General features: G+C 69.3%; 19 protein-coding genes and 2 pseudogenes. 14 read left to right on the top strand and 7 right to left on the bottom strand.

Annotated features, from left to right (window positions below; translation table 11 throughout):
- Positions 1-20 precede the first annotated feature (20 nt).
- The gene (gene can, locus OV208_RS25590; protein ID WP_267576517.1) at positions 21-713 is read right to left on the bottom strand and encodes a carbonate dehydratase; all 693 of its coding nucleotides are present in this window, start codon (positions 711-713) and stop codon (positions 21-23) included.
- A gap of 164 nt (positions 714-877) precedes the next feature.
- Here can and OV208_RS25585 point away from each other — a divergent pair, with 164 nt between their 5' ends.
- Positions 878-2,182: a hypothetical protein gene (locus OV208_RS25585; protein ID WP_267576516.1), complete on the top strand. Its 1,305-nt coding sequence runs from the start codon at positions 878-880 to the stop codon at positions 2,180-2,182.
- Positions 2,183-2,258: 76 nt separating this feature from the next.
- Here OV208_RS25585 and OV208_RS25580 read toward each other — a convergent pair whose 3' ends face one another.
- Entirely contained in the window at positions 2,259-2,933 is a 675-nt protein-coding gene (locus tag OV208_RS25580) for a hypothetical protein (RefSeq protein WP_267576515.1), read from the bottom strand.
- A gap of 131 nt (positions 2,934-3,064) precedes the next feature.
- Here OV208_RS25580 and rraA point away from each other — a divergent pair, with 131 nt between their 5' ends.
- The gene (gene rraA / locus OV208_RS25575) at positions 3,065-3,562 is read left to right on the top strand and encodes a ribonuclease E activity regulator RraA (RefSeq protein ID WP_267576514.1); all 498 of its coding nucleotides are present in this window, start codon (positions 3,065-3,067) and stop codon (positions 3,560-3,562) included.
- Between the two features lie 32 nt (positions 3,563-3,594).
- On the opposite strand, the gene OV208_RS25570 is transcribed toward rraA, so the two are convergent.
- Positions 3,595-4,521 carry a LysR family transcriptional regulator gene (locus OV208_RS25570; RefSeq protein ID WP_267576513.1) on the bottom strand — a complete coding sequence of 309 codons (927 nt, stop codon included), beginning with the start codon at positions 4,519-4,521 and terminating at the stop codon, positions 3,595-3,597.
- 105 nt (positions 4,522-4,626) lie between these two features.
- Between OV208_RS25570 and OV208_RS25565 the strand changes: the two genes are divergently transcribed.
- From OV208_RS25565 to OV208_RS25555, 5 genes and pseudogenes are all read left to right on the top strand, one after another.
- Positions 4,627-5,265 (top strand): glutathione S-transferase N-terminal domain-containing protein, encoded by a 639-nt coding sequence (locus tag OV208_RS25565; RefSeq protein ID WP_267576512.1) that lies wholly within the window; start codon positions 4,627-4,629, stop codon positions 5,263-5,265.
- Between the two features lie 43 nt (positions 5,266-5,308).
- Positions 5,309-5,413 (top strand): annotated as a pseudogene (locus tag OV208_RS41395) (catalase); the annotation flags it as partial.
- Positions 5,412-5,627 (top strand): catalase, encoded by a 216-nt coding sequence (locus OV208_RS41270; RefSeq protein WP_324291413.1) that lies wholly within the window; start codon positions 5,412-5,414, stop codon positions 5,625-5,627. The pseudogene OV208_RS41395 and the gene OV208_RS41270, both read left to right, overlap by 2 nt.
- Entirely contained in the window at positions 5,531-5,794 is a 264-nt protein-coding gene (locus OV208_RS41265; protein WP_324291412.1) for a catalase-related domain-containing protein, read from the top strand. Before OV208_RS41270 ends, OV208_RS41265 begins: the two co-directional genes overlap by 97 nt.
- A gap of 21 nt (positions 5,795-5,815) precedes the next feature.
- A complete protein-coding gene (locus tag OV208_RS25555; RefSeq protein WP_267576511.1) occupies positions 5,816-6,358 on the top strand; it encodes an ankyrin repeat domain-containing protein in 543 nt (180 codons plus the stop codon).
- A gap of 66 nt (positions 6,359-6,424) precedes the next feature.
- On the opposite strand, the gene OV208_RS25550 is transcribed toward OV208_RS25555, so the two are convergent.
- On the bottom strand, positions 6,425-8,329 hold the full coding sequence (locus OV208_RS25550; RefSeq protein WP_267576510.1) for a transketolase: 1,905 nt from the start codon (positions 8,327-8,329) through the stop codon (positions 6,425-6,427).
- Between the two features lie 208 nt (positions 8,330-8,537).
- Between OV208_RS25550 and tal the strand changes: the two genes are divergently transcribed.
- Positions 8,538-9,659, top strand: coding sequence for a transaldolase (tal, locus tag OV208_RS25545; RefSeq protein ID WP_267576509.1), 1,122 nt, complete (start codon positions 8,538-8,540; stop codon positions 9,657-9,659).
- A 133-nt stretch (positions 9,660-9,792) separates the two neighbouring features.
- On the top strand, positions 9,793-11,268 hold the full coding sequence (locus tag OV208_RS25540) for a hypothetical protein (protein ID WP_267576508.1): 1,476 nt from the start codon (positions 9,793-9,795) through the stop codon (positions 11,266-11,268).
- Between the two features lie 681 nt (positions 11,269-11,949).
- Here the strand turns inward: OV208_RS25540 and OV208_RS41390 are convergent.
- Both OV208_RS41390 and OV208_RS25535 read right to left on the bottom strand, forming a co-directional pair.
- A pseudogene (locus OV208_RS41390) lies at positions 11,950-12,162 on the bottom strand (radical SAM protein); the annotation flags it as partial.
- A gap of 335 nt (positions 12,163-12,497) precedes the next feature.
- The gene (locus OV208_RS25535; RefSeq protein ID WP_267576507.1) at positions 12,498-13,145 is read right to left on the bottom strand and encodes a hypothetical protein; all 648 of its coding nucleotides are present in this window, start codon (positions 13,143-13,145) and stop codon (positions 12,498-12,500) included.
- A 300-nt stretch (positions 13,146-13,445) separates the two neighbouring features.
- Here OV208_RS25535 and OV208_RS25530 point away from each other — a divergent pair, with 300 nt between their 5' ends.
- The 5 genes from OV208_RS25530 to OV208_RS25510 all read left to right on the top strand — a co-directional run bounded on the left by OV208_RS25530 (position 13,446) and on the right by OV208_RS25510 (position 22,950).
- Positions 13,446-17,102 carry a hypothetical protein gene (locus OV208_RS25530; RefSeq protein WP_324291411.1) on the top strand — a complete coding sequence of 1,219 codons (3,657 nt, stop codon included), beginning with the start codon at positions 13,446-13,448 and terminating at the stop codon, positions 17,100-17,102.
- The gene (locus tag OV208_RS25525; RefSeq protein ID WP_267576505.1) at positions 17,099-17,638 is read left to right on the top strand and encodes a DUF1318 domain-containing protein; all 540 of its coding nucleotides are present in this window, start codon (positions 17,099-17,101) and stop codon (positions 17,636-17,638) included. Before OV208_RS25530 ends, OV208_RS25525 begins: the two co-directional genes overlap by 4 nt.
- Entirely contained in the window at positions 17,632-21,093 is a 3,462-nt protein-coding gene (locus tag OV208_RS25520) for a hypothetical protein (RefSeq protein ID WP_267576504.1), read from the top strand. Before OV208_RS25525 ends, OV208_RS25520 begins: the two co-directional genes overlap by 7 nt.
- Positions 21,094-21,253: 160 nt before the next feature.
- Entirely contained in the window at positions 21,254-21,637 is a 384-nt protein-coding gene (locus OV208_RS25515; protein WP_267576503.1) for a hypothetical protein, read from the top strand.
- A gap of 176 nt (positions 21,638-21,813) precedes the next feature.
- The gene (locus OV208_RS25510; RefSeq protein WP_267576502.1) at positions 21,814-22,950 is read left to right on the top strand and encodes a hypothetical protein; all 1,137 of its coding nucleotides are present in this window, start codon (positions 21,814-21,816) and stop codon (positions 22,948-22,950) included.
- 170 nt (positions 22,951-23,120) lie between these two features.
- On the opposite strand, the gene OV208_RS25505 is transcribed toward OV208_RS25510, so the two are convergent.
- A complete protein-coding gene (locus tag OV208_RS25505; protein WP_420715048.1) occupies positions 23,121-24,947 on the bottom strand; it encodes a fibronectin type III domain-containing protein in 1,827 nt (608 codons plus the stop codon).
- Between the last annotated feature and the right edge of the window lie 41 nt (positions 24,948-24,988).

The following is a 24,988-nucleotide window of genomic DNA, read 5'->3' as shown; positions in this document are numbered from 1 at the left end:
CGGGCCCAGGCTCGGAGCCGTCAGGGCTTCAGGTCCGACGACGGCGTCGCCGTGTAGCGCGCGAGGCTCGCGGGCAGCTTCGCCGCCAGGTCCTCCGCGCCGCTGAGCGTGAGGCCCAGGTCGGCCAGCAGGCCGTCCTCCATGCCGTAGATCCACCCGTGCACCGTGAGGTCCTGTCCGCGCAGCCACGCGTCCTGCACGATGGTGGTCTGACCGACGTTCTGCACCTGCTCCAGCACGTTCAATTCGCAGAGCCGGTCGAGCCGGAGCTTCGGCGACAGCGCTTCGCCCAGGAACCGCTCGTGCTTCTGGTGCACGTCCTGCACGTGGCGCAGCCAGTTGTCCGCCAGCCCCACCCGGCGTCGCTCCAGCGCGGCCTTCACGCCGGAGCACCCGTAGTGGCCGCAGACGATGATGTGCCGGATGCCCAGCAGGTCGATGGCGAACTGCAGCACCGACAGCGAGTTGAGGTCGGTGTGCACCACCACGTTGGCGATGTTGCGGTGGACGAACAGGTCGCCCGGCATCAGGTTGACGACCTGGTTGGCCGGCACCCGGCTGTCGGAACAGCCAATCCACAGGTACTCCGGCGTCTGGGAGCCGGCCATCTTCGTGAAGAAGTCGGCGTCCTTCTCCACCATCGAGGCGGCCCACTGGCGGTTGTTCTGGAACAGCACCTCCAGCTTCCGGTCGCCCGCGCTTCGGTCGGTCATCGTCGCTTCCAGAAGAGGGGGCGTACCCCAGGGAAGCGCGACTCTACCGGGTGGGTCGGGCCCTGAGCGCCGCTGTTTCCCGGGACGCGACGGAATATGCGCGGGGGCCGGCGTAATCACCTCCGAAGGCGGCATTTTCCGCTCGACCTCCTCCGGAGTACCCCATGGCACAGCACCTCCTCCGATTCTCGCGGCTCCTTCCGGTCCTGGCCGCTTCCGTGCTGGCCGCCTGTGGCGGAGAGGACGGGCCCGGTGATGGCGACGGTGATGGCGACGGTGACACCTGCGTTCGGGACATCACCGAAAAGCAGACCGCGGCGACGACCTGGTCGGCCGGGGACGACAACTGCGCCTATTCCGTGAAGGGCGTCATCGAGGTGAGCGGCGCTCTCACCATCGCCCCCGGGACGGTGGTCCGCTTCGGGCCCGACGCGGGCCTGCTCATCGCGGAGACGGGCTCCCTCAACGCGGTGGGCACGGAGGCAAAGCCCATCACCTTCACGGGGACGACGCAGACGCCTGGCTTCTGGAAGGGGCTCGCGTTCAAGTCCAACAACCCCGCCAACGTGCTGGAGTACGTGACCGTCTCCTACGCGGGCAGCGAGTCGCCCTTCTGCTGCGACTTCTTCTACGGCGCTGGCGGCGGAATGGACGCCCGCGCCGCCGTGCTGCTGGGCTCCAACCTGCGGGACGCCGCCAGCACGGTGCGCATCACTCACACGACGATTGAGAAGAGCGGCACGGTGGGCCTCTTCGCCTTCAACAAGGCCCGCCTGCCGGGCTTCGCGCAGAACGTCTTCCGGGGCAACCTGGGCGCCCCCGTCAGCCTGACCATGTCCCTGGTGGGCGCGCTGGACAGCGCGAGCATCTACTCCGGCAATAGCGCGACGAGCCCCGCCGCCAACGGCGACAACACCGTCCACGTCCTGGCGGCCCCGACGGCGGACTCCGGCGCGACCCAGACGCTGCGCAAGCTGGACGTGCCCTACGGCATCGCCACCGGCATCCCGGACTCGACCGTGTCGTACACGGGCGCGCTCACCATCGACCCGGGCGTCCGGCTCCAGTTCGAGGCGTCCTCTGGCCTGCGCATCGAACAGAACGGTTCCCTGGTGGCGCGGGGCACGGCGGCCGACCGCATCGTGTTCACGGGCAAGACGGAGACGTCCGGCTACTGGAAGGGCATCTCCATCCGCTCCTCCAGCGGGAGCAACGTCATCGCCTTCGCGGACGTGAAGTACGGCGGCTCGGATGACTTCTGCTGCGACTACTTCACGAACGCCGGGGACATTGTCGCCAACATCTCCGTGGGCAGCGGCAACAGTTCCAACCAGGGCCGGCTCCAGCTCACCGACTCCGTCATCTCCGAGAGCCCCGCGTACGGCGTCTTCGTCTTCAAGGCGGCCACCTTCAGCGAGAGCGGCAACACCTACAACGGCAACTCCCAGAATTTCGCGCGCGAAAACTGAAGCGGCGCCTCCAACACCGCTTCACCCGCCGCGCGCCGCCCACCCGGACGGCGCGCGGCGGTCGATTTTCAGCGGGCTACTGGGGAGCGAGTCCCCCGTGGCCCCTGCCGAAGGCAACGTCGGAGCGCTCGGGGCCATACCGCATGACGTCGAAGAAGCCCTCGAACACGAGCGGCTGCAACGCCGGGTAGCCCTCGCTGCCCCCCGCGCCATCCACGGGCTCGGCCTCGATCCCGAGCCGGGTGCCCATCTCCATGTTCTCCAACCGGATGGGTTCGATTTCGACCTCGGAATTGAACGGGGTCCGCGTCATCCGCAGGACCAGTGGCAACCCCTCCAGCGCGGGAACCACCCGGCTCTGCAGCGCGTCGGACGCCGTGCCTCCGAACTGGAGGGGGACCGGGCTGGTGACCACCTCCACCCGCTTCTCGCCGGAGCCCGGGACCCGGGTCACCGTCGATGACGCGAAGCTGATGACGAAGGGCACCGTGGTGCCGCGCAGCGACGCGAAGAGGGACGTGTCCTGCGGTCCGCCCATCTGCTCGAACTCAATGGAGCCGGAGATCCAGCCGCAGTGGTCCACGCTGAAGCCCACGTCCGCGGTGGCGTCTCCCGCCACCTTGAAGAGGAACCGCACCGGGCGCGTCTGGCCCTCTCCCACGGTGAACGACATGGGGTTCGGCGAGACGAGCGTGGCGGGCACCGGCTGGCCGGGCGCGTCCGTACGCCCCACGTGCCAGGAACCGGTCATCTGCACCGTTCAGCGTCAAGCCAGACGGCCCCACACGGACAATGGCAGCCGGGTCCACGCGTGGCGTGTACCTGACTCGCGGCGCTTCGAGGGTTGCATCGCCCAACGGGCACCGCACAGGCTTCCGGTCCATGAGCGACCCCACCGCCCCCAAGACCGCCGACCTCTGTGACGACCACGCCGGCACCGCGCACTTCCAGGTCGCCGAGCCGGGCTTCCTGGACTACGGCGGCCGCCGCGACTTCCAGGGCCCCATCAGCACCGTGCGGGCCCCGGAAGACAACTCCCTGGTCCGCAAGGCCTTGGAGGAACCAGGCCAGGGCCGTGTGCTGGTGGTGGATGGCGGAGGCAGCCGCCGCTGCGCGCTGGTGGGAGATCAGCTCGCGGCGTTGGCGCAGAAGAACGGCTGGGCGGGCGTGGTGGTGAATGGCTGCATCCGCGACGCGGAGGAGGTGGGCCGCACCGCCGTCGGCGTGAAGGCGCTGGGCACCCATCCGCTCAAGAGCGGCAAGCGCAACGAGGGCCAGCGCGACGAGGAGGTGCGCTTCGCCGGCGTCACCTTCACCCCGGGCCACTACCTCTACGCGGACGCGGACGGCATCGTCACCTCGGCGAAGTCGCTGCACTGAAAGGCTGCGTGAGCGCGACGCGCCGCCAACTCTCAGCCCACGAGCCCTCGGGGCACCGTGGCCTCCAGCGCGGAGTGGAGGCGGAGCGCGGCGTCGCCCACCTCCCGCCTCCAGGCCATCCGCCAGGGCCTTCGCAGGGGCCCTGACGCCAGCCGCTTCACGACGAGGTCGCCCTTGGTCAGGTGCGGGGCGGTGATCCACTCGGAGAGCAGGGCGATGCCCATGCCCGCGCGGGTCACGTCGAGGATGGCCTCGGTGAGCGGCATCCGTTCCACCCGGAGGCGAGGACGCTCGCGGCCAAACGCCCGCGCCATGAACCATTGCGACTCCGCTGGCGGGGTCGGCGAGGTCAGGAGCGTGTGGGTGCGCAGGTCCTCCCGGGTGAGCGTCTTGCGGGAGGCCAGCGGGTGCGACGCGGCCACCACGAAGACAATCTCATCCGAGAAGAGCGCCCGCGTCTCCAGGCCCGTGCGCGGGACCTGCGCGGTCGTGATGAGCGCCACGTCCAGCTCCCCCGCCACCAGGGCCGGGACCGGGGTCTGGGTGTGCTCCACCGACAGGGACAGGTGGATGCCCGGCAGGCTCCTGCGCAGCGCCACCAGCGCGGACGGCAGCCAGTGATAGGCCGTGTAGCATTCGCAGACGAGGCGGAGGCGCACGGACGGCGCCACCGGCGCACGCACGCGGTGCTCCAGGTCGCCCAGCGCCACCAGCAGCCGCGTCGCGCCGGTGACGAGCTCCTGCCCCGCGGGGGTGGGCACGAGTCCACGCGGTGTCCGGTCGAAGAGGCGCGCTCCCAGCCGCTCCTCCGCCGCGAGCAGCGCGCGGCTCACCGCCGGCTGCGTGAGGTGCAGGAGGGTCGCGGCCCGCGCCGTCGTCCCAGCGGAGGCCAGGGCCACGACGACGCGCAGGTCGCGCACGTCGAGGCGGGTGGCCGGTGGAGGGGCAATGTCTTCCATGCATCGAGCCTATGCCAACGATGCGTTGGACGCATCCTCCTGGGATGAGGAGAGTGTCCTGCGTTGCCGCGAAGGCAATCCGCTCCACGTCCTGGAGGACATCCCATGCAGCTCTACTTCTCTCCCCTGGCCTGTTCGGTCGCGACGCGCATCTGCCTCTACGAGGCTGGCACGGAGGCGACCTACATCGAGGTCGACGCGAAGACGAAGCGCACGCAAGACGGAAGTGACTACCGGGAAGTGCACCCGCTCGGGCTCGTTCCCGCGCTGCGCACCGACGACGGAGACGTGCTCACGGAGAACGCCGCCATCCTGCAATACCTAGCCGGGGCCTTTCCCCACGCGGAGCTCGCGCCGGGCGACAGCCGGGGCCGCGTGCGGCTCCAGCAGTGGCTGTCCTTCATCGGGACCGAACTGCACAAGGGGCTCTTCGCCACGCTGCTGGATGCGACCGCGTCCGAAGGCGCGAAGGCCTACGCCCTGGAGAAGGGAGCGCCCCGGCTCGCCTACCTGGAGAAGTACCTCACCGGGCGCGAGTTCCTCCTGGAGCGCTTCAGCGTCGCGGACGCGTACCTCGTCACGGTGCTGGGCTGGTGCGTGGCGACACCCATCGACCTGAAGAAGTGGCCCGCGCTCAGGACCTACTTCGCGCGCCTGCTGAAGCGGCCCGGCGTCGCGAAGGCATTCGCGGAGGAGCGGGCGCTGTACCTGGCGGAACGCGAACGGCACCGGGCGGCAAGCTAGGGCACACAGCGCGGTCCGCCGGGGCACCAGCGCCGGGTTTCCCTCCTGGACGCTCAAGGTCCAGGTGATGCCCGAGGCCGAGGCCGCCAACCACCGCTTCAGCCCGTTCGACCTCACCAAGGTGGCCCTACAAGGACTCCCCGCGGATGGAGTTGGGAAAACGCACCCTGGACCGCACCCCGGAGAACTTCTTCGCGGAGGTGGAGCAGGCGGCGCAGCACCCGGCGAACTTCGTGCCCGGCATCGGCCCGTCGCCGGACCCGGCGTGGGCTGCGCGGTCAGTGGTCTTACAGGCACCTACGTCCACGGCAAGCACGCGGAGGACACCGACTTCGTGCAGGCCAGCGCCCTCTACCGGCTGATGACGGAGCCGGAAAAGCAGCGCTTGATGGAAAACCTCTCCGGCAGCCTCGCGCAGGTGAGTCGTGAAGACATCATCGCCCGCGCCATCGCCCACTTCCGCGCCGCGGATGAGGAGTACGGTTCCCGCGTGGCGACCGCCGTCCAGCAGTTGCGCCGCGCACGCTGAAGCCAGGAAGGAGCATCACCCATGAGCACGCTGACCGACCCGAAGGACCCCGTCCCCCCTACCGGCGCGGACGCCGACGAGACCGCCCTGCAGGAGCTGGCGAGGAGCGCCTTCGCGCTCGCGCGCACGGGGGACGCCGTGCAGTTGCGCACGTTGCTCGACGCCGGGCTGTCCCTGGGGGTGCGCAACGAGCGGGGTGACTCGCTGTTGATGCTCGCCAGCTACCATGGCCATGAGGAGGCGACCCGCCTGCTGCTGGAGCGGGGAGCGAACCCGGAGCTGGCCAACGACGGGGGTCAGACGCCGCTGGCGGGGGCGGCCTTCAAGGGCAACGTCGCCATCGCGAAGCTGTTGCTGGATCGGGGCGCACGGGTGGACGGCGCGGGCCCGGATGGGCGCACCGCGCTGATGTTCGCGGCCATGTTCGAGAAGGTGGAGATGCTGGATCTGCTGATCCAGCGTGGCGCGAACAAGGACCAGCAGGACGCGAAGGGACAGACGGCCCTGGACTGCGCCTGCGCCATGGGGGCCATGCGCGCGGCAACCCGGTTGGCGCCTCCCTGACCTGACGACTCCTTCTTGAAAGCCTGGAGCCGGAGGCGCCCCTCGCGAGCGCCCCGGCCCCACGCGCTACGCGTTCGTGTGGCCCCAGGTGCCATCCTGCGGCTTGCCCTGGCCCTCCGTGTCCAGCGGCGAGTCCTCCACCAGGGAGGTGACGCTGTCGACGATGTGCTCCGCGTCGATGCCTGCCGCGCTCAGGAGCTCCGCCGGCTTGCCGGAGCCGGGCAGCTTCTTCACCGCGAGGCGCACCACGGTGGGCAGCTGCTCGCGCTCCCCCGTGAAGGCCTCCAGCACCGCGTCGCCCAGGCCGCCCTCGGCCCAGTGGTCCTCGACCACCACGAGCCGGCCCTGCGCTTCACGCGCGGCCTTGCGCAGCGTCTTCACGTCCACCGGCTTCACCGAATAGAGGTCGATGACGCGCACCAGGACGCCGTCCTGCTTCAGGAGTTCATACGCCTTGAGCGCTTCGTGCAGCGTGATGCCGGCGGCCACCACCGTCGCCACGTCCTGGTCGGACTGCCGCAGCACCTTGCTCCCGCCGATGGGGAACTCCTCGGACGCGGGGTACAGCACCGGCGTCTTCTCCCGCGTGCTGCGCAGGTAGGTGACGCCCTTGCGCTCCACCAACTGCGCCAGGAGCTTCGCGGTCTGGTTGGCGTCGCTCGGATAGACCACGGTGCTGCCGCCCACCGCGCGCATCATCGCCAGGTCCTCCAGCGCCATCTGCGAAGGCCCGTCCTCGCCAATGGAGACGCCCGCGTGGCTGCCGCACAGGTGCACCGTGGCGTTGGAGATGGCCGCCATGCGGATCTGATCATACGCGCGCGACAGGAAGGCCGCGAAGGTGCTCACGAAGGCGCGCTTGCCCAGCACCGCCATGCCCACCGCGGTGGACACCATGTTCTGCTCGGCGATGTACATCTCGAAGTAGCGCTGGGGATGCGCCTTCTTGAACTCCTGCGAGTACGTGGAGTTGGAGACCTCCGCGTCCAGCGCCACCACGTCCGGGCGCGCATTGCCCAGCGCCAGGAGCGCGTCGCCGTACGCCTTGCGCGTGGCCTCCTTCTGGCCGACCTCATACGTGGGCAGCTTCAGCGGCGCGGCCGCGTCCTGGCCGGAGGGCTTCGTCGCCTCCGGCTTCTTCACCTGGATGCGCACGTCGCGCAGGCCGCCCAGCTCCTGGATGGCCTCCTTCGCCTTGTCCTCCGGAAGGGGCTTGCCGTGCCAGCCGTCCTTGTTGGCGATGAGCGAGTAGCCATGGCCCTTCTCCGTCTTGAAGACGAGGCAGGTGGGCTGGCCCTTCTTGCCCTGGGCTTCGGCGAACGCGCGGTCGATGGCGCCCAGGTCATGTCCGTCCACGGCCACCGCGTGCCAGCCGAAGGCCCGGGCCCGGGCGAGATACGCCTCCGCGTTCCAGCCCAGCTCCGTCTGCGTACTCTGGCCCAGGCGGTTCATGTCGATGAGCGCGCAGAGGTTGTCGAGCTTGTAGTGACCGGCCTTGTCGAACGCCTCCCACACGGAGCCCTCCGCCGTCTCGCTGTCGCCCATCAGCACGTAGGTGCGGAAGGGCAGCTGGTCCAGCCGGGCGGTCAGCGCCATGCCCACGCCAATGGCCAGGCCCTGCCCCAGGGAGCCGGTGGCCACGTCCACGAGCGGCAGCACATGCGGATTGGGGTGGCCCTCCAGGCGGCTGCCGAACTGGCGCAGCGTCAGCAGCTCCTTGTCGTCGATGGCGCCCGCCGCCTTGAACGCGGAGTAGAGGACCGGGCAGGCGTGCCCCTTGGAGAGCACGAAGCGGTCGTTGTTGGGGGCCTTGGGCTGCTGGAAGTCGAAGCGCAGGTACTTCTGGAACAGCACCGCCAGGATGTCCGCGGCGGACATGGACGAGCTGGGATGGCCTGAGCCCGCCGCCGTGGTGCAGCGGATGCTGTCGATGCGCAACTGCGCCGCGAGGTCCGCCAAGGTGTCCGCCATCGTCTCGCTCCCGGAAATAGGGGGCACACCGGTGCCCTCCGTACTGTGTTGACTGACCCGCCCTGGGAGAAGCGGTCCACCCTGCCGGCCCCCGACCCAGGCAGAATCCGCGAGTGCCTGCCCGCCCGCTCGGACATGGGGGGCCGGACGTGGTCATTTTGAGAGAACGCCATCCGGGAGCCTTCGCGCCCCGCCGGAGAAAAACCCCATGAATCCGCTTCGACAGCTTGCCGAGCTTGGCCAATCCCTCTGGGTGGACAACCTCCAGCGCAGCTACATCACGAAGGGCACCCTGAAGAAGTTCATCGACGAGGACGGGCTCAAGGGCCTCACCTCCAACCCCACCATCTTCCAGAAGGCGGTGTCGGGCAGCGAGGACTACCAGGACCTCTTCGACGGGGCGAAGGGCCAGGGCATCAACGGCAACGACCTGTACGAGAAGCTGGCGGTGCGCGACGTCCAGGGCGCGGCCGACATCCTGGCCCCGGTCTATCAGGCGACGAAGAGCCAGGACGGCTACGCCTCGCTGGAGGTGTCACCCCGGCTCGCGCTCAACACGGAGGGCACGCTGGAGGAGGCGCGGCGGCTGTGGAAGACGCTCGACCGTCCCAACGTGATGATCAAGGTCCCGGGCACGGTGCCGGGGCTGCCGGCCTTCGAACAGCTCACCGCCGAAGGCATCAACGTCAACGTGACGCTGCTCTTCAGTCAGGAGCGCTACAAGGCCATCGCCGAGGCCTACGTGTCCGGCCTGGAGAAGTTCGCCGCGTCGGGCGGAGACGTGAGCCGGGTCGCGAGCGTGGCGTCGTTCTTCATCAGCCGCATCGACGCCGCGGTGGACAAGGAGATCGAGAAGAAGCTGAAGGCGGGCGCCACGCCCGAGCAGCAGAAGATGCTGGAAGCCCTGAGCGGCAAGGTAGCCATCGCGAACGCGAAGCTCGCCTACCGCACCTTCAAGCAGGTCTTCAGCGGAGCGCGGTGGGAGGCGCTCGCGAAGAAGGGCGCGAAGGTGCAGCGCGTGCTCTGGGCGAGCACCAGCACCAAGAGCCCCAAGCTGCGCGACGTGCTCTATGTGGAGGAGCTCATCGGCAAGGACACGGTGAACACCATGCCGCCCGCGACGATTGATGCGTTCCGCGACCACGGCAAGGTGCGCCCGAGCCTGGAGGAGGACCTGCCGGGCGCGGAGGCGACGATGCGCCAGTTGGAGGCCGCCGGCATCTCCATGAAGAGCGTCACGGACCAACTGTCCACCGACGGCATCCGCCTGTTCGAGGAGTCCTTCGACCAGCTCTTGTCCGCCGTGGGCGAGAAGCTGGGCAAGAAGTAGTCGCTGCGCTCCAGGTGCCCGAGGGTCCGCCAGGGGGAAGTGTTCAAGGACACTTGCCCCTCCTTGGCGTGTGGCTTGGAAGAGATTGCCTCGCATCCCACCTTCCGGCGGCTTCGCGCCAGAAGGAGACGGCATGCGTGTCAAGAATAGGGGCGTCCTGGTCGGGTTGGTGCTGGCGGGGGTGGGCCTTGCCCCGAATGCGTTCGCGGTCACGAGCGACGAGGTGAGCGCCCAGGCTTGTCCTCCCGGGGTGGCGTCGCGGGTGGGCGTCATCCATCCACCGGGGGCATCGCCCGGCTCGAAGCTGATGGACCTCACCGATGTCCAGGGGACGGTCTACTTCACGTCCAACCTCAGCGAGAACAACGGCGTGGCGCTGTGGCGCAGCGATGGCACGGAGGCAGGCACCCTCCAGCTCAAGCAGTTTCCGTACGCCATCCATCAACTGACGAACCTGGTGGCGGTGAACGACAAGCTCTTCTTCCAGTTCTATGAGCCGAACTCGGAAACGGAGCAGGTGTGGTTCAGTGACAAGGCGACCCGGGTGACCCGGTTCTTGAAGGGTTTCGCGTCGGACCTCACCCAGCTCGAGTTGCGCCACGCCACCGCCGTCAACGGCCGCCTGGTCTTCTTCCGACTGGTGTGGCGAAGACAGGACGAGGTCGAGCGGGTGGAGCTGTGGAGTTCGGATGGGACCGACGTGGGCACGACGCGGTTGAGGGACTTCGAGGAGTCCGTGAGCGGGTTCAACCTCCGGGAGTCCCTGACGGTGGGCAACGCGCTGCTCTTCTTCCGCAGCCAGGCCAAGGTGGGCACCACGCTGTGGCGCACGGATGGCACATCCGCTGGAACCACGGCCGTCAAGTCATTGGATTCAGGCCCGGTGATCATCGAGGAGCTGGGCCGGGCGGGGGACGTGGGCCTGTTCGTCCTGGGCGACTTTCCGAACTACGAGGTCTGGAAGACAGATGGGACGGAAGCGGGGACCTCCCGGCTGGAGACGTTCGGCAGGCGCGTCCGCATCATTGGAGCGCTGGGCGGGTACGTCTTCCTCGCGTCCGTGGATGCGGTTGCGAAGCAGGTGCAGATCCATCGCGTCTCGCTGGACGGCGGGAAGAAGACGCTCGTCAGCGTCCTGCCCCAGGACACCCCGGCGCTGACCCCTTCCGTGCAGCGGACGGCCGTCTCCGGGACCACCCTGTACCTGTCGGTCGCCCAGTACGGCACCAGCAACCTGCCCACGCGCGTGGACCTGTGGGCGCTCCCGGAGAGGCCGGAGGCCAACCGTCTCCGCCGGCTCTTCAGTTCACTGGACCGGAGGGACTACTCCCGATTCGCCCCGCTGTTCCCCACCGGAGACGGGGCCCTCTTCTTCACCGGGTCGTCCACCGGGATGAACACCGAGCCCTGGTTCACCCGGGGCACCGTGGCGACGACCGGGCAGATCGCGGACATCGGCCCGGGAGCCGCGGGCTCCGGGACGGAGGACTTCACCCGCTCCGGCCTCCGCATCTACTTCCCCGCAAGGGATGACACGGGCCTGGAGCAGCTCTGGTCCGTGCCGGCCTCCTTCATCTGCCCGCCAGGGTTGAGCGAAACGGCGGAGTGACCGCGCCACCAGGAGGCGACTATCGCCCCCGGAGTTCCGCCTCCCGTTCCACCTGGAGGCGGTGCAGGAGCGGGTCCTCCTCGTGCAGGTCGACCTCGACGTCCTGGCCCAACAGGGTCTCCAATTACGGCGACCGCCGGCAGCACGCGCAGGGGTTCCGACGTCCTGACCTGGAGCGACAGGCCCCGCGAATCGGCCTCGGCTGTCAGCCGGTCCTCCGGCTTGAGGGAGGGCCGCAGGTGCGAGCTGACCTCCGCGGGCTGGAGTTCCGTTCCGCGCAACCTTCCCTTCACGATGACGTGACGGCCGATGAGCGGCACCGCTCCACGCCAGGAGCGACGTTGCAGCCACGACCCGATGGGGTCCGCTTCCACCAGCACCCCGCCCCCCGCCACGCGGAAGGTTCCGTTGAACCGACGGCCGCGTGCGTACAGGGCTGTCCGCGAGCAGCGCCGTAAGTCGCGCCTCGTCTGTCGTGCGCAATTGAAGCCGGGGGTCGTTGCCCACGTAGCGCAACACGGCGACATCCCGGCACCCCAATTCGTGCAGCGTGCGCAGCATCCCAGGCAACACATCCAGCCGCTTTGGAGTGGCGAGGACATTCACGCCAAAGGTCTGCCCCGAAAGGGCCAGGCGCCGCACGGTCTCTTCCCACGCGTTGTCGTCATAGAGCGACACGCGGACCTCATCCAGATACGGAGACAGTCGCGCCAGCCGCTCTTCATCGAGGAGCGTGCCGTTGGTGGTGATGTGGACCGCGAGGGGCGTCTGGGTGGCGAGCCGCTGGACGAGCATGTCGAAGCCCCGGAACGCCAGGGGTTCTCCTCCTCCGAACACCACCTCCAGCGTGCCCGCGCGGGCCAGTCCCGAGAGCACGTCGAACGCGGACTCCACCGTCCAGTCGCTCCGGGCCTGGAGGTCGCGGGAGCAGAACCCTCCCACCTCTCAGGCGAAGAGGCGCTCCCATGTTCCGACAGCGCGCACGGATGACTCGTTCCTTCCCTCCGTGGGAGATGTCTGTCTTTGTCGACCGCAGTGTTTGAGGGTCATCCAACACCCAAAGTCACGGCGCGTCAGGGATGTCAGTCAAGAACGTGTATGTCCCCCGCACGGATGCACCGCACCGTCTGCCATCCAGCGGCGTGCGCAGAGTGCCTTGGGCCCGGAGAAGAGCGGTTCCCGCGTGAGGACGCCTGGACACGGATGGCGGGCGGTCCCTCGCGTCTCCGTCAGAAGCGCACGGCAAGCAGGGGCACGGCGGGGCGAGGCTGCCACCGCAGGGTGCGCACGCTCTCGCGACGGGCCTGGAGGTCGCGCAGCTCCTCTTCAAGCAGGGTGCGCTCTTCGATGAGAGCGTCGCGCCGGTCCTTCTTGGCTCGGGCTGCCTGCGAGCCACCGCTGAAGCCCCCAATGATGAGTCCCACGCCCACCGTGCCTGGCACCGCGAAGATCAGGCCCGCGACCATGAATGCGGCCCCCGTGTCTCCCGACGTGTTCAGGCCCGCGACCAGGAAGGGGAGGGCAACCAGCAGCATCGGGGCGAGGGCGAAGCCGATGATGGTCATCACCTTGTAGCCAGCGGGGCGGCCCAGGCGGATGGAGTTGATCTCCCCCTGGAGCAGGCTCACCCGCAGCGACAGCTCCTGGATGCGCGCATCCAGACCTTCGTCCGTGCCCCGCTCCTGGGTGTCCCGAGCATCGTTGTCTTGAGACGGTGCCGCGGGAAAAAGCTCCAGCTCCGAGCCCGTGGGCGACTGCGCCACGAGCAGCCTCGCGGACAGAGGCCGCCCATCGAAGGACGGCGCGGGTGACACGAGGGACAGAGAGGAGGACGTGGGCAGAGAGGCCAGCAGGACGGCGGCGACCAGCGACAGCATGGCAGGCGATCCTTTCGCGAATGCGGCGGCAGGACGAACCTAGCACCGCATTCCTCGGGAATGCTTCCTGCGGCCAGAGCCGACGTCACAGCGGAGCCGGATGGCGGACAGGGCGGGAATGGCGCCGTCCGCCTTCGGTTGAAGCAGAAATCGGGCGCACGGAGCCACCCTGCCTGCCCCCCGTCTTCCGAGGGGACCTCCGATTGAAGCCTGATTCCGCCACATGGTAGGACACGGGTGGCCGGCTCGCCTCGACGGAACACCATGGAATCCCCCGGAGCTGAACGGCCTCGTCGGCGATTGAAGCGGATCCTCGTGGGCACGCTGCTCGTGCTCGTCGCGACCGTCGTGCTGCTCCTGGCCACCGGGGTGGTCCTGCTGCACCACCTGGACCAGCCCTGGTTGAAGCAGCGCATCGTCTCCCAGGTGGAAGCGGCCAGTGGCCTGCGGGTGGACTACCAGGCGGCGCGCGTCGCGGTGCTCTCGGGGTTGCGCCTGGAAGGACTGGTGGTGCGGACCCCGCCGCCCTTCGAGGCCGCCGCGCCCGAACTGCTGCGCGTCGGAACACTGGAGGCGCACTGGTCTCCCGGTGACCTGCTGAGCCGGACACCCCGCGTGGAGCGGGTGGTCGCACGCGACGTGGTCTTCACCCAGGTCGCCGATGAGGCGGGCCCCACCTCCCTCGTGGCGGTGACAGGGCCCGAAGCCCCGGAGCCGACGCCGCTCGAAGCCCCCCTCGGAGCCTCCCGACAGGCCGCGGATTTCCTGTCCTCCGCCCCACCGTTCGGGAGGATCGAGCTGTCGGGCGTGTCGCTGGGGTACGTCCGCGTCCTCAACGGAGCCGTGGTCGACCGCTGGTCCCTGCGCGGGCTCGCGGCCGTGGTCGAAGCGAAACGTCACGACGGGGAATGGAAGCTCTTCGCGGAGCTGGGCCAGCCCGGAAGCCCCCTGCCGCTCGTGCTGGGCCGCGAAGCTCCCACCGTGCCCCCGGCCCAGGCAGCGCTGGAGCTGGCCCTCTCCGCGGAAGTGGGTGCCTCCGCCGCACGCGCCCGGGTGGACCTCGACGTCGCGCGGCAGTCCTTCGATCCCCGGTTCACGGTCCGCGCGCTGCTGCATGGCGCGGTGTCGGCGAAGTTCGACGGCGAGCAGCAACACATCACCGTCAACCTGGACCGCACCCGGCTGACCGACAGCGCCGAAGTGCAGGCGCAGCTGGTGCTTCCGGATGCGGCGGAACTCCCGCCCATCCTGAACCGGGCCCTGGCGGACGTGGACCTGGGACGGCTGTTGCAAGCGCTCCCCCCGGACCTGCGGCCCATCACCCTCGAGCGCGGCAAGGTGCACCTGGATGCCCAGGACGTCACGCTCAGCGCCATGCCCCAACTGGGAGCGCAGGGCAGGCTCGGGCTGGAGGTGGAGGTCGCGGCGCTCCAGCACGCCCAGGATTCGCTCCGGCTGTCACTCGGCGGGGGACGCATCTCCCTGACGGCGACCCCGGATCCCCAGCAGGGGCTCACCGCCCAGCTCGCCTTCGCGCTCCAGGGATTGGACGTCCGGAGCCCCTCCGCGCTCCGCATCCCCAAGGCCTCCGGCGAGCTGAAGGGCCACCAGTTGCGGCCTGACCCCGCCTCACCCCTCCAGGTCGCGGGGGATGTGGCCCTGTCTGGGATGGTGGAGGCCCTGGAGGTCCGCGCCTCCGGGCTCCAGGTGATGGCGAAGCGTCTGGGATTGCAGCTCCGGGCTCCGCTCGCCGGCAAGCCGCCCTTCACGCTGAAGGCAGACATGCCCGTGGAGCTGCTCCAGGTCGTCACGGCGGAGGGACGCGAGCTGCTGAAGGGCCCGGTGACCGTGAAGCTCCACGCGTCGGAGGTGTTCCCCGGTTGGGAAGAGCCCCAGCTCAGCCGCGCACGCGCCCGTCTGGAAATCGACGCCGGTACGCTGCACGCATCGCTGGATGCCACCAAAGGCTCCGACGACCTCGCCTACACCCTCGACGTCCAGACCCCGGACCTCGTCGTCGCCCGACCCTTCCTCCCGGACGACGTCGCCGCGCATCTTCCCTGGAAGCAGTTGGGTGTGGCCGTGGCGTCCAAAGGCAAGCTGACGGCCCTCTTCTCCGCCTCGCCCCGGGTGGAGCACCGGACGGAGCTGCGCTTGCAGCGTCCGGGCTGGGACGATGTGACGGCGCGCGACGCCACCTTCGTCCTGAGCTCCCACGGCGACTCCTGGCGGCATCAGGGCGAGCTGGACCTCCAGGTCGAAGGGCTGCGCATCGGCGACAGCGATGCGGGCCCCCAGCACCAGCGCCTCACGGTGGACATGGATCGCCGCAAGCCGTCGCTTCGGCTGGGGCTCACCAGCCAGGCCGGGCTGAAGGTCGCGGTCGACGCCGCGCTGGCTTTCGACCGCAAGACCCGGGGGCTTCGCGTGGATGTGAAGGGCGACCTTCCGCCGCTCGGGCCGCTCTCGCCTCTCCTGGTCCGGGCCCGGGTGCCCAAGGAGCTGGAGCCCTCAAAATTGGCCCTCAGCGGCGAAGTTCACGGCACGGTGTTCGGCCTGTTCACCGGCATCGCCACGGATGGGACCCCGCGCCTGGCACCCAACCCACCGCGCACCATCGCCTTCGACGGAACCGTGGTCGCGGACGGAAAAGGGATGCGCTGGAAACAGGAGGGCCTGTCCATCAACCTCCCCGAAGCGCACTGGAAGGCCGAGTCCCACGTCGACGGGTCCCAGCGCAGCCTGCACAGCCACCTGACGGCGGAGAAGCTCTCCGTGACCCTGAGCGACCGCCGACTGTCGCTCGCTGGCGTGTCGAGCGAAACCACCGTCGCCTTCACCGACAAGCTGGAAGCGGCTGAGATTGAAGGCAGACACGAGGTGAAGGTCCGCACCCTCGAACAGAAGCCGGCGCTGCCCTACCCCCTCCCCGTCCAGGACCTGGAGGCGTCGTTCACCGTCCGCCACCAACCCCATGGCGTCATCCACGTCCCCGACCTGAAGCTGTCCAACCCGGGGACCGGGACCGAACTCAACATCCAGGGGCGACTCGACCTGAGCGACGGCCGGCGCCGGCTGGCCTTCCGGGGGGCCCTGGAGCAGGACCTGTCCCGGATCGCGCAGCCCGGCCGCATCGAGAGCAGCGGCAAGGTCTCCGTCGACTTCCGGGTGGCTTCGCCCGACCTCGTGAGCTTCCGGACCCTCTCCCACCTGGTCTTCCAGAACGTGAACCTGCGGATGCCTGAGTCGGGCGTCGCCATTGAAACGCTCGATGGCAGCGTACCGCTGGCGGAGAACGTGCAGTTCTCCGAGGGCCAGGCGCGGCTGATGAACGACAGCGACGTCAATCCCTACTCGATGCTCCGCTTCGCCGACCAGCATCCCCTGATGTCTGGCAGCAGCTTCGTGTCGGTGGGCCGCATCACCACGCCCATGCTCACCATCGCGCCCCTGGCCGGCAACCTGTCCATCCACCAGAACGTGGTGTCCATGAGCCAGTTGGAGATGGGCGTCCGGGGCGGGCGCATCACCGGACAGTGCCTGCTGGACTGGCAGGGCAAGCACTCCACGCTGGAGGCCCACGTGCGCGCGACGGGCGTGAAGTCGTCCCGGGGCGAGCCCTTCGACGGCAATGCCGCCGTGGTCATCTCCGCCCGGGAGCGCAGCGTCAACGGACGCGCGGAGATCCTCCGCATCGGCAACCGCCACCTGCTCGACCTGCTCGACCTGGAGGATCCACGCCACGTGGACCCCGCCACCAACCGCGTCCGCTACGCATTGGGACTGGGTTATCCGGAGCACGTGCGGGTGAGCTTCAATCACGGCTTTGGCAGCCTGCGCATCACCATGGGCGGCCTCGCCAGTCTGATCAGCATCGATGAGATCCGGGGCATCCCCATGGGGCCGCTCGTCGACCGGATGCTCCTTTCCCTGACTCCTCCGGAGGCCACGCCATGAAACACCGTGGGTTGCTGCTCCTGGCCGCCCTGGCCGCTCCCGGCTGCATCCGCGCTCCGGAGATCGTCATGGTCGACCGCGCGACGGCGCTCGAGGAACAGGCCGCGGGTTCATTCAAGGACGTGGAGCAGCGGCTGGCCCGCGCGGGCATGAGCCCGACACCGGTGCCGCTCACGCCCAACCAGTTGGAGGATCTGGGCATCCAGCCCACGCCGCTCATCGAGAACCTCGGCAGGACGCCAGCGGACCGCGTGGACGACCTGGTGCGCCGCCACTGCGTGGGCGAGGGCCGGGAGGGGCTGCTGGTGGACACCCGGCGCAAGTGTCAGGCCGGGCGGCTGTCCTCCGACGACGTCGCGCTGATGGAGCGGGTGAACCGGGGCCGGATGCAGTTGTGGCAGTGGATGCACTCGGTGCGCCCGGGCGTGCCGGAAGCAACGCTGCGCAAGAACTGGCAGCAGGCGCACGCCGAAGGGGTGGTCTGCGGCGGCTGGGTCGAAGCGGGGGACGGCACCTGGGGAGAGAAGAAGTGCTGACGCCCGGGGCCCGGTGGTTCGCGCTCCTCTCCGTGCTCCTGGCGGGCGGGGCCGGGGCCCAGGATGACGAGCCCGACGGGGGCATGCGCACGCTCTCGCGGCTCACCGTGGGCATGGGGGACCAGTTCCTGGGTCAGTTGGGGCCGGATGGCAACACGCTGCTCTTCGTGTCCAACCGCAACATCGCGACCGAGCTCTACACCCAGGACCTGGAGCAGGGCCGCGAGCGGCGCCTCTTCGACGAAGGCGCGGACGTGACGTGGCCGCGCATCAGCCCCGATGGCAAGCGCCTGCTCTACATCTCGTTCCGGACCCAGGCCGGCGGACAGTTGTGCGTCAGGGACCTGCCGGCCGCCGAGGAGCGCCACTGCCTGGAGGAAGAGACCAGCGCGCTGCAGGCGGAGTGGATCGACAACGCGAACATCGCGCTGGTGAGCCGCGCGAGCATCCAGGGAGACCTGCGCCTGTCGCGGGTCGCGGTGGAGCGCGAGTGGAGCGTGCGCCCGCTGCTCGTGCGCAACCTGACCAGCCCCACGGTCTCTCCCGATGGACGCTGGCTGGTGTACGTCCCCATCGAACGCTCCGTGCAGCAGGTGGGCCCGGGCTTCGCCGCGCGCGCCGCGCCCCATCTGGAGGCGCTCCGGCTGGACCGTCCCGACGCGGCCCCCATCCCGCTGGCGCTCGACCTGCCGGGGCAGACCGGCCAGCCCGTGTTCGCCCGCGATGGGCGTTCGCTGTACGTGGTGCAGTTCTTCACCGACTCCAACGCGGACGGGGTGATTGACGCCAGCGACAGCGGGGTGTTGTTCCGGGTGCCCTTCGCTTCCGACCAGGAGGACGCGCCCCAACAAGCCGCCACCTCCAGTCCGGACCAGCTCACCAGCGTGGCCTGGAGCTGCCAGTACCCGGCACCGGCGGACGCGTCACTCATCGCGACCTGTTCGCGCGACCAGTCGCTGGATGTGTATCAACTGCCGCTGGACGGACTCGTCCCCAGCGACTGGGACGTGCCCCGCCTCAATGAAGAGCTGGGGATGGTGGGGAGGCGCGCGGATCAACTGCTGCTCTACCGTCAGCGCCTGCTGCGCGAATCCCGCCCCAAGCCGCGCCGGCTGCTGATGATGCGCCTGAGCCAGCTCCACCTGGCGTTCGAGGACTTCGACGCGGCGACCTTCTACGCCCGCCACATGTCGTCCGTGGAAGACCCCGCCACCCAGGGCCTGGCGGAGCCGCTGCGGATCCTCATCGACCACCGGAAGGCCATGAAGGAGCGCGAGCGCGGCCGCATGGTGGACGAGCTGAGCGAAGCCGAACGGCAGCGCATGGCCGCGTTGGATCCCGCGCATGCGCCCAGCCCGCCCTCCGCCGTCTTCCAGCACGTGGTGCGCAGTGAGCTGGCGGAGGCGTCGGGCGACATCACCCAGGCGCGACAGGAATTGGAGGCGGCCCAGTTGACGGACACCACGCCGCGCGCGGTGCTGGAGGCGTGGTTTGAACGCGCGGACGCGCTGTACCGGATGCTCGACGACCGGGAGGCCCTGCTCGACGCCGGCCGCCGGCTGTCCACGAACAAGGTCTTCCGTGAAGACGACCAGCTCGACTTCGCCCGCGCCGCCGTCCGTGCGCTGTACCGGGGACGCCCCTACGCGGAAGCGGATGCCGCGATGGCCCAGGCGCTCGCGGCGGCACCCGCCGGGTCCGCGTATGCCTTTGCCCTGGAGCTGGGCCGACACGTCAATGCCTTGCACGAAGAGCGCCCACCCCGCCCCGTCCGGGATGCGCTGATGGCCTTCTACCATCAGCAGAAGGACCCGCTCCGGCGGCGCGCGCTGGTGCAGGACGCCGTCGAGCGCGCGGCGAGCCTCGGCGCGGACGGGGTGATGGAGGCCCTGGCGTCGGCCTACGTCGAGGACGCCCCAGCCGGCACCGAGGAGGCCCGCCGGGCCGATCGGCTGTTCCGCCGCGCGATGATGGGCCGCGCCTACCGCCGGATGGGAAGGCAGCGCATGGACGAAGCCCGCGCCGACTTCGACCTCGTGACGCGACGGACGGGCTCACTGGAGAGCGCCGTCGAATCCATGAGCCTGCGACTGCGGGCCGGCGTCAGCCCGGAGGTGGTGGAGCAGGAGGTCACCACCACCTCCGCGAAGATGCGCGAACCGCTCAAGCGCTTCGTGAAGGCGTATCTGCTGACACGCCGGATGACCAAACTGGAGGACGACGCCCACGCGAAGGCGGTGGCGGCGGCCGTGAAGGAGCTGCGCGCGGCCTGGCCGGAGCTGAAGAACCAGCGCGCGGCGCGGGCCCTGTATGGCGCCATCCAGCACGAGGACTTCCTGCGCGGCCACGACCCCGCCGCCGCCGAGCGCGCCAACCGGCACTACCTGGTCGCCCTGGACCTGGTGCGCAACAACATCCGCTACAAGGCCATGGTGCTGGGTGCACTGGGGCTGTTGCACACGCAGGTGGGCAACTACCACATCGCCCTGGGCTACCTGGATCAGCGCGACGCGTATCCCTACGTGGACAACGCGGCGGGGGTGGCGGTGTCGCTGGCCCGCGCCCGGGCGCTCCTGCATGTCGGCAAGGAGGCGGAGTCCGCGCAGGCAGCGGACAAGGCCCTGGCCCTGGTGGACGCCGCGCCGAAGCTGGCCCGGTTCGTTCCCCTGGCCCTGGATCGCGCGGCCCTCTACAACCTCGCGGCGGGCCGGTTCGAGCGGGCCCTGGCGCTCTACGGCCGCGAGCTGCCGCTCGTGGAAGCCAGTCCCCGCGACGAAGCGGGGTTGCGCAACCGGCTGGTGGTCCGCCTGTCCCGCAGCGCCGCCGCGTTGGGCGCGGGTCAGCCCCAACAGGCGCTGGAGGACCTGGCGCAGGTGGAGCGAGACCTGGCGCTCCCCGCCGTGCGGGCCACGCTGAGCCAGGCGCGAGCCACACCCCGGCAGATCCACCGCGCCTACGGCATCATCGCCGCGGGCCTGCGCGCCAACGCGGAGACCCGGCTCGGGCGCCTGGACGCCGCGGCGCGCGCGCTCGAACAGCGGCGCGCGCTGTTCCTGGAGCAGTTCGACGAGACGGACCGCGACGAGGACGTCCGCGCCGTGACGCTGGCGGAGCTGCGATTGGCCGAGAACGCCGTGGACCAACAGGACCCGGCGCTGGCGGCCCGCTGGCTGGGCAAGGCGCTGGAGCATTCCGACGCCCTGAAGGAGCGCACCCACGCGCCCGTCGATGCCGGTCAGTTGGACGTGCTCTGGTTCGCGGCGCAACTGCATGCGCAGGAGAACACGCGGATGCCCTTCGACGTGCCCCAGCGCATGGGTGAAGCGCGGCGCACCCTCATCGAGCAGAACGATTCCGTCTGGCGCGCCTATCGGGCGTGGTTCGACATCTACGTGGCGCTCGGCCGCTCGGAGGCCATCCCGGTAGCCGCGGACACCCCGGGTCAGCCTCCTTGAGTCCGCATGGCAAGCCCAAAGGCCCCTGAACATCGCATTCTAGACAAAGCAGGTAAGAAACGTTTAGCTCGACCCCAGGGAAACTCGTTTCCCTTCTCCCTCGGGGTCGATCATGAAGAGCTCTACGCTGTTTGCGTCACTTTCAGTGGCTGTCCTGGGCATGGGTTCCGCGCAGGCAGCGACCCTGACCTTCACGGTCCAGAACAAGATCACCACCAGCGACATCATCAACACCTTCACGAACACGTGCACGCCCATCATCCCGAGCCTCGGCACGGTCCTGGCCGGTACGACGTCGGGCATGCACCAGCTCAACTGCGGCACGTCCACGGCCGTTGCATTTCGATACGCGAGCGGGACCAAGACCTGTACCTTCAACCTGAGCTCCATCTACACCCCCGCCAACCCGTTCCTGGGCACCTCCGAGTACTGGACGCCGAGCGGCACGGCCACCTCCAATGGCAGCACGCTCGCGACCTGCAAGGCGACCCTGACTGGCATTGGCTCGAGCGGCAGCTACACCTGGGCGCTGTCAATGCAGTGATGTTGGGATGACCGGGGCCTCACCCGAAGCACATCAGGCGGGTGAGCCCTGGCCACGGCGGAATTGGCAGCCCAGGCGACTGGCCCGCGCTTCCGCGGCGATGTGAGGCGCCCGGGACAGGCCGGCTCGTCTCGGGCGAAGCGCCGCCCTACACTGCCGCCATCCCCGGAGGCTTGATGCACTCGAAGAGACTTCACCGGTTGCCCGCGACCACGGCACGCTCACTGGTCGCGGGGCTCGTGCTCGCCTGCGCCGCGGGCTGTTCAGACGATGAGGGGCCGGGCGTGGACGTGCCCAATCCGCTCACCAATCCCAAGGACGGCCCTCCCGCTGGCAATCCGAACGCGGAGGCCACGTGCAGCGTGCCCGCCGAGGCAGGGCTCGCGGACGTCTCCAAGCCCACCACCGTCGTCGGTAGCGGAACGCCAGCGAGCTGTACCTCCTCGGCCTTCATCGAGGCCGTGGCGAAGGGCGGCGTCATCACCTTCGACTGCGGACCGGAGCCCATCACCCTCACGCTCGACAGGACAGTGAAGGTCTTCAACGACAAAGGACCGGACATCGTCATCGACGGCAAGGGGCTGGTGACGCTCAGCGGGGCGGGCAAGCACCGCATCCTCTACATGAACACCTGCGACCAGCAGCAGGTGTGGACGACCTCCCACTGCCAGAACCAGGACCACCCCCGGCTGACGCTCCAGAACCTCACGTTCGTGGACGCCAGCTCCAAGAGCGAGACGGAGTTTGACGGAGGCGGAGCAGTCTGGGTGCGCGGCGGACGGGTGAAGGTCATCAACTCCCGCTTCTTCAACAACGCGTGCGCGGATGTCGGGCCCGACGTCGGCGGTGGCGCCCTCCGGGTGTTCAGCCAGTACGAGGGGCGGCCCGTCTACGTGGTGAACACGACCTTCGGCGGCAAGCAGGGCTACGGCGGGGTCTGCTCCAACGGCGGCGGCATCAGCAGCATCGGCGTGTCGTGGACCGTCATCAACAGCCTCTTCTCCCACAACCGGGCCATCGGCAACGGCGCGAATCCCGCCGGTCCGGGCACCCCGGGCGGGGGCAGCGGCGGCGCCATCTACAACGACGGCAACACGATGACGCTGTCCCTCTGCGGCACGCGAATCGAACACAACGAGGTCAACGCCCACGGCAGCGCCATCTTCTTCGTCAGCAACGACCACTCGGGCGACATCCGCATCGACCGCTCGGTCATCCAGAACAACAAGGGTGGCTCCTGGTACGTGACGTATCCCCAGATATCGAACCACTCGGATACGCCCATCAAGGTGACGAACTCCACGATTGAGTGACGGGCGCGCCGTCCGCTACGTGCAGCTCACGACCGTCTCTGGAGGCGACCTCTACTTCTCGATGGCCACCGGCACGGGTCGGGTCCTGTTCGGCGCGAACCCGCAGGCGCCTTCCGACGCCCCGCCTCCCGCCCACCGGCATGCACCCGGTGGGCGGGCAGCATCACGGCCTACTGGTACGTGTCCAGGTAGGCGCGGTGGCTGTTGGAGAACTCGAAGTTGGTGAACTTGTCCCAGTTGATGGACCAGGTCATCAGCCCCTTGAAGCCCGGGTAGCCGCCCGACTTGCGCAGCACGTAGGTGCCGCCGAAGGACTGGCCCTTCATCAGGTAGTCCAGCGCCTTCTGCACGTTGGCCGTCGTCGTGTAGCCACCACCCGCGGCCTGCGGCGAGGACGGCAGCCCGATGATGACCTGCGCGGGCTCGAGCGCCGGGAAGACAGCGCTCGCGTTACCGCCCACGGGGAAGCCCTGGAGCAGCATCTCCGCCATGGCCACGTGGAAGTCCGGCGTGCTCTGCGCGTAGGCCCGGCCATCCAGCGCCGTCACCGTGCCGGTGTTGTAGTGCTGCACGTGCAGGTACGTCAGCCGGTCACGCAGCGCGTAGATGACGGGCAGGTAGGCGCCCCAGGGGCCGCCGTAGGCCGCGTAGCCACCCTGCACGTAGGCGGTCTCCGGCGCCATGGTGAGCAGGAAGCCCGAGCCATTGGCGTTGAGCAATTGCCGGGTGCCGGCGATGAGGTTCTGGATGCGGGGCGTGGTGGGGTTGCGGAAGTCGGTGTCCCCGCCGTTGAGCGCCAGGGACGCGCCCTCCAGGTCCAGGTCCAGGCCGTCAAAGCCATACGTGTTGATGAGCCCCTGCATGCTGGTGACGAAGTTCTGCTTCGCCGCCGCGTCGTCCAGGTGGATGGTGCCGTTCGCACCGCCCAGGGAGATGAGCACCTTGCGGCCCTGCGCCTTGAGGGCGGCGATGTCTGATTTGAACTCCGCGACCGTGGCGTTGTACGGCGTGAAGCCCATGGTGCCGGAGCCCGCGCCCGCCACCGGCTCCGCGAAGGCGACCTGGATGACATTGAACTTGGAGGAGATGTCACGCAGCCGGATGTTGGTGGAGCCGTTGTCGAAGTTGTGCCAGTAGCCGACCAGCACCTTGCTGCCCTGCGGCACGGTGTTGCCCGTCGTGGCGGCGATGCTGTTGCTGGCGGAGGAACGGTTGCCCGCCGCGTCGCGCGCCTTCGCGGTGAAGGTGTACGTGGTGTTGGCTGAGAGGCCCGTCACGGTGGCGCTGAGCGCGCTGCTGGTGGTCGCGGGCGTCGTGGCGCCATTGACGAAGATTTCGTAACCGGTGACGGCCACGTTGTCGGACGACGCGTTGAACGCCAGGGCGACGCTGCTGGACGTCACGCCGGTGGAGCGCAGGGAGCCGGGCGCGGTGGGCGCCTGGGTGTCGGGCGCGGGCCGGGTGGGCGTGGTGGTGCTGAACGCCGCGCTCGCCGCCGAACGGTTGCCCGCCGCGTCGCGCGCCTTCACGGTGAAGGTGTACGTGGTGTTCGCCGCCAGGCCCGTCACGGTGGCGCTCGCCGAAGCGCTGGTCGCCGAGGCCGTCGCGCTGCCGTTGACGAAGACTTCGTAGCCGGTGACGCCCACGTTGTCGGACGACGCGCCCCACGTCAGCGACACGCTGTCGAACGTCTTGGAAGGAGCGCCAAGACCGGTGGGCGCGGTGGGGGCCTGCGTGTCCGCGGGAGGATTTCCGGTGCGCTCCAGCCACAGGGCGAGCACGTTGGGCGGCTCCCAGCCGACCAGGGACGTGTGGGACTGCCGGCAGTCGTAGCCCTTGCCGCCATACGACGCGATGTCGCCCACGACATACGAGACGCCCGGGGCCCAGGCCCCCCGGTCCGCAGCGGCGGCCAGGGCGGGTAACAGCATCAGGAGCAGCGCGGCGGCAACCATCCGCGCGGAACGGGCCGCGCGCGAGGGGGAATGGGGATGCATGGGTGAGGCCTCCCAGGGAGGGGGTGCGGAGAGAGGGAGGA

The organism is Corallococcus sp. bb12-1 (assembly GCF_026626765.1).
GTDB lineage: Bacteria > Myxococcota > Myxococcia > Myxococcales > Myxococcaceae > Corallococcus > Corallococcus terminator.
The sequence above is the reverse complement of the archived record's forward strand: the minus strand, read 5'-3'. Positions and strand labels throughout refer to the sequence as shown.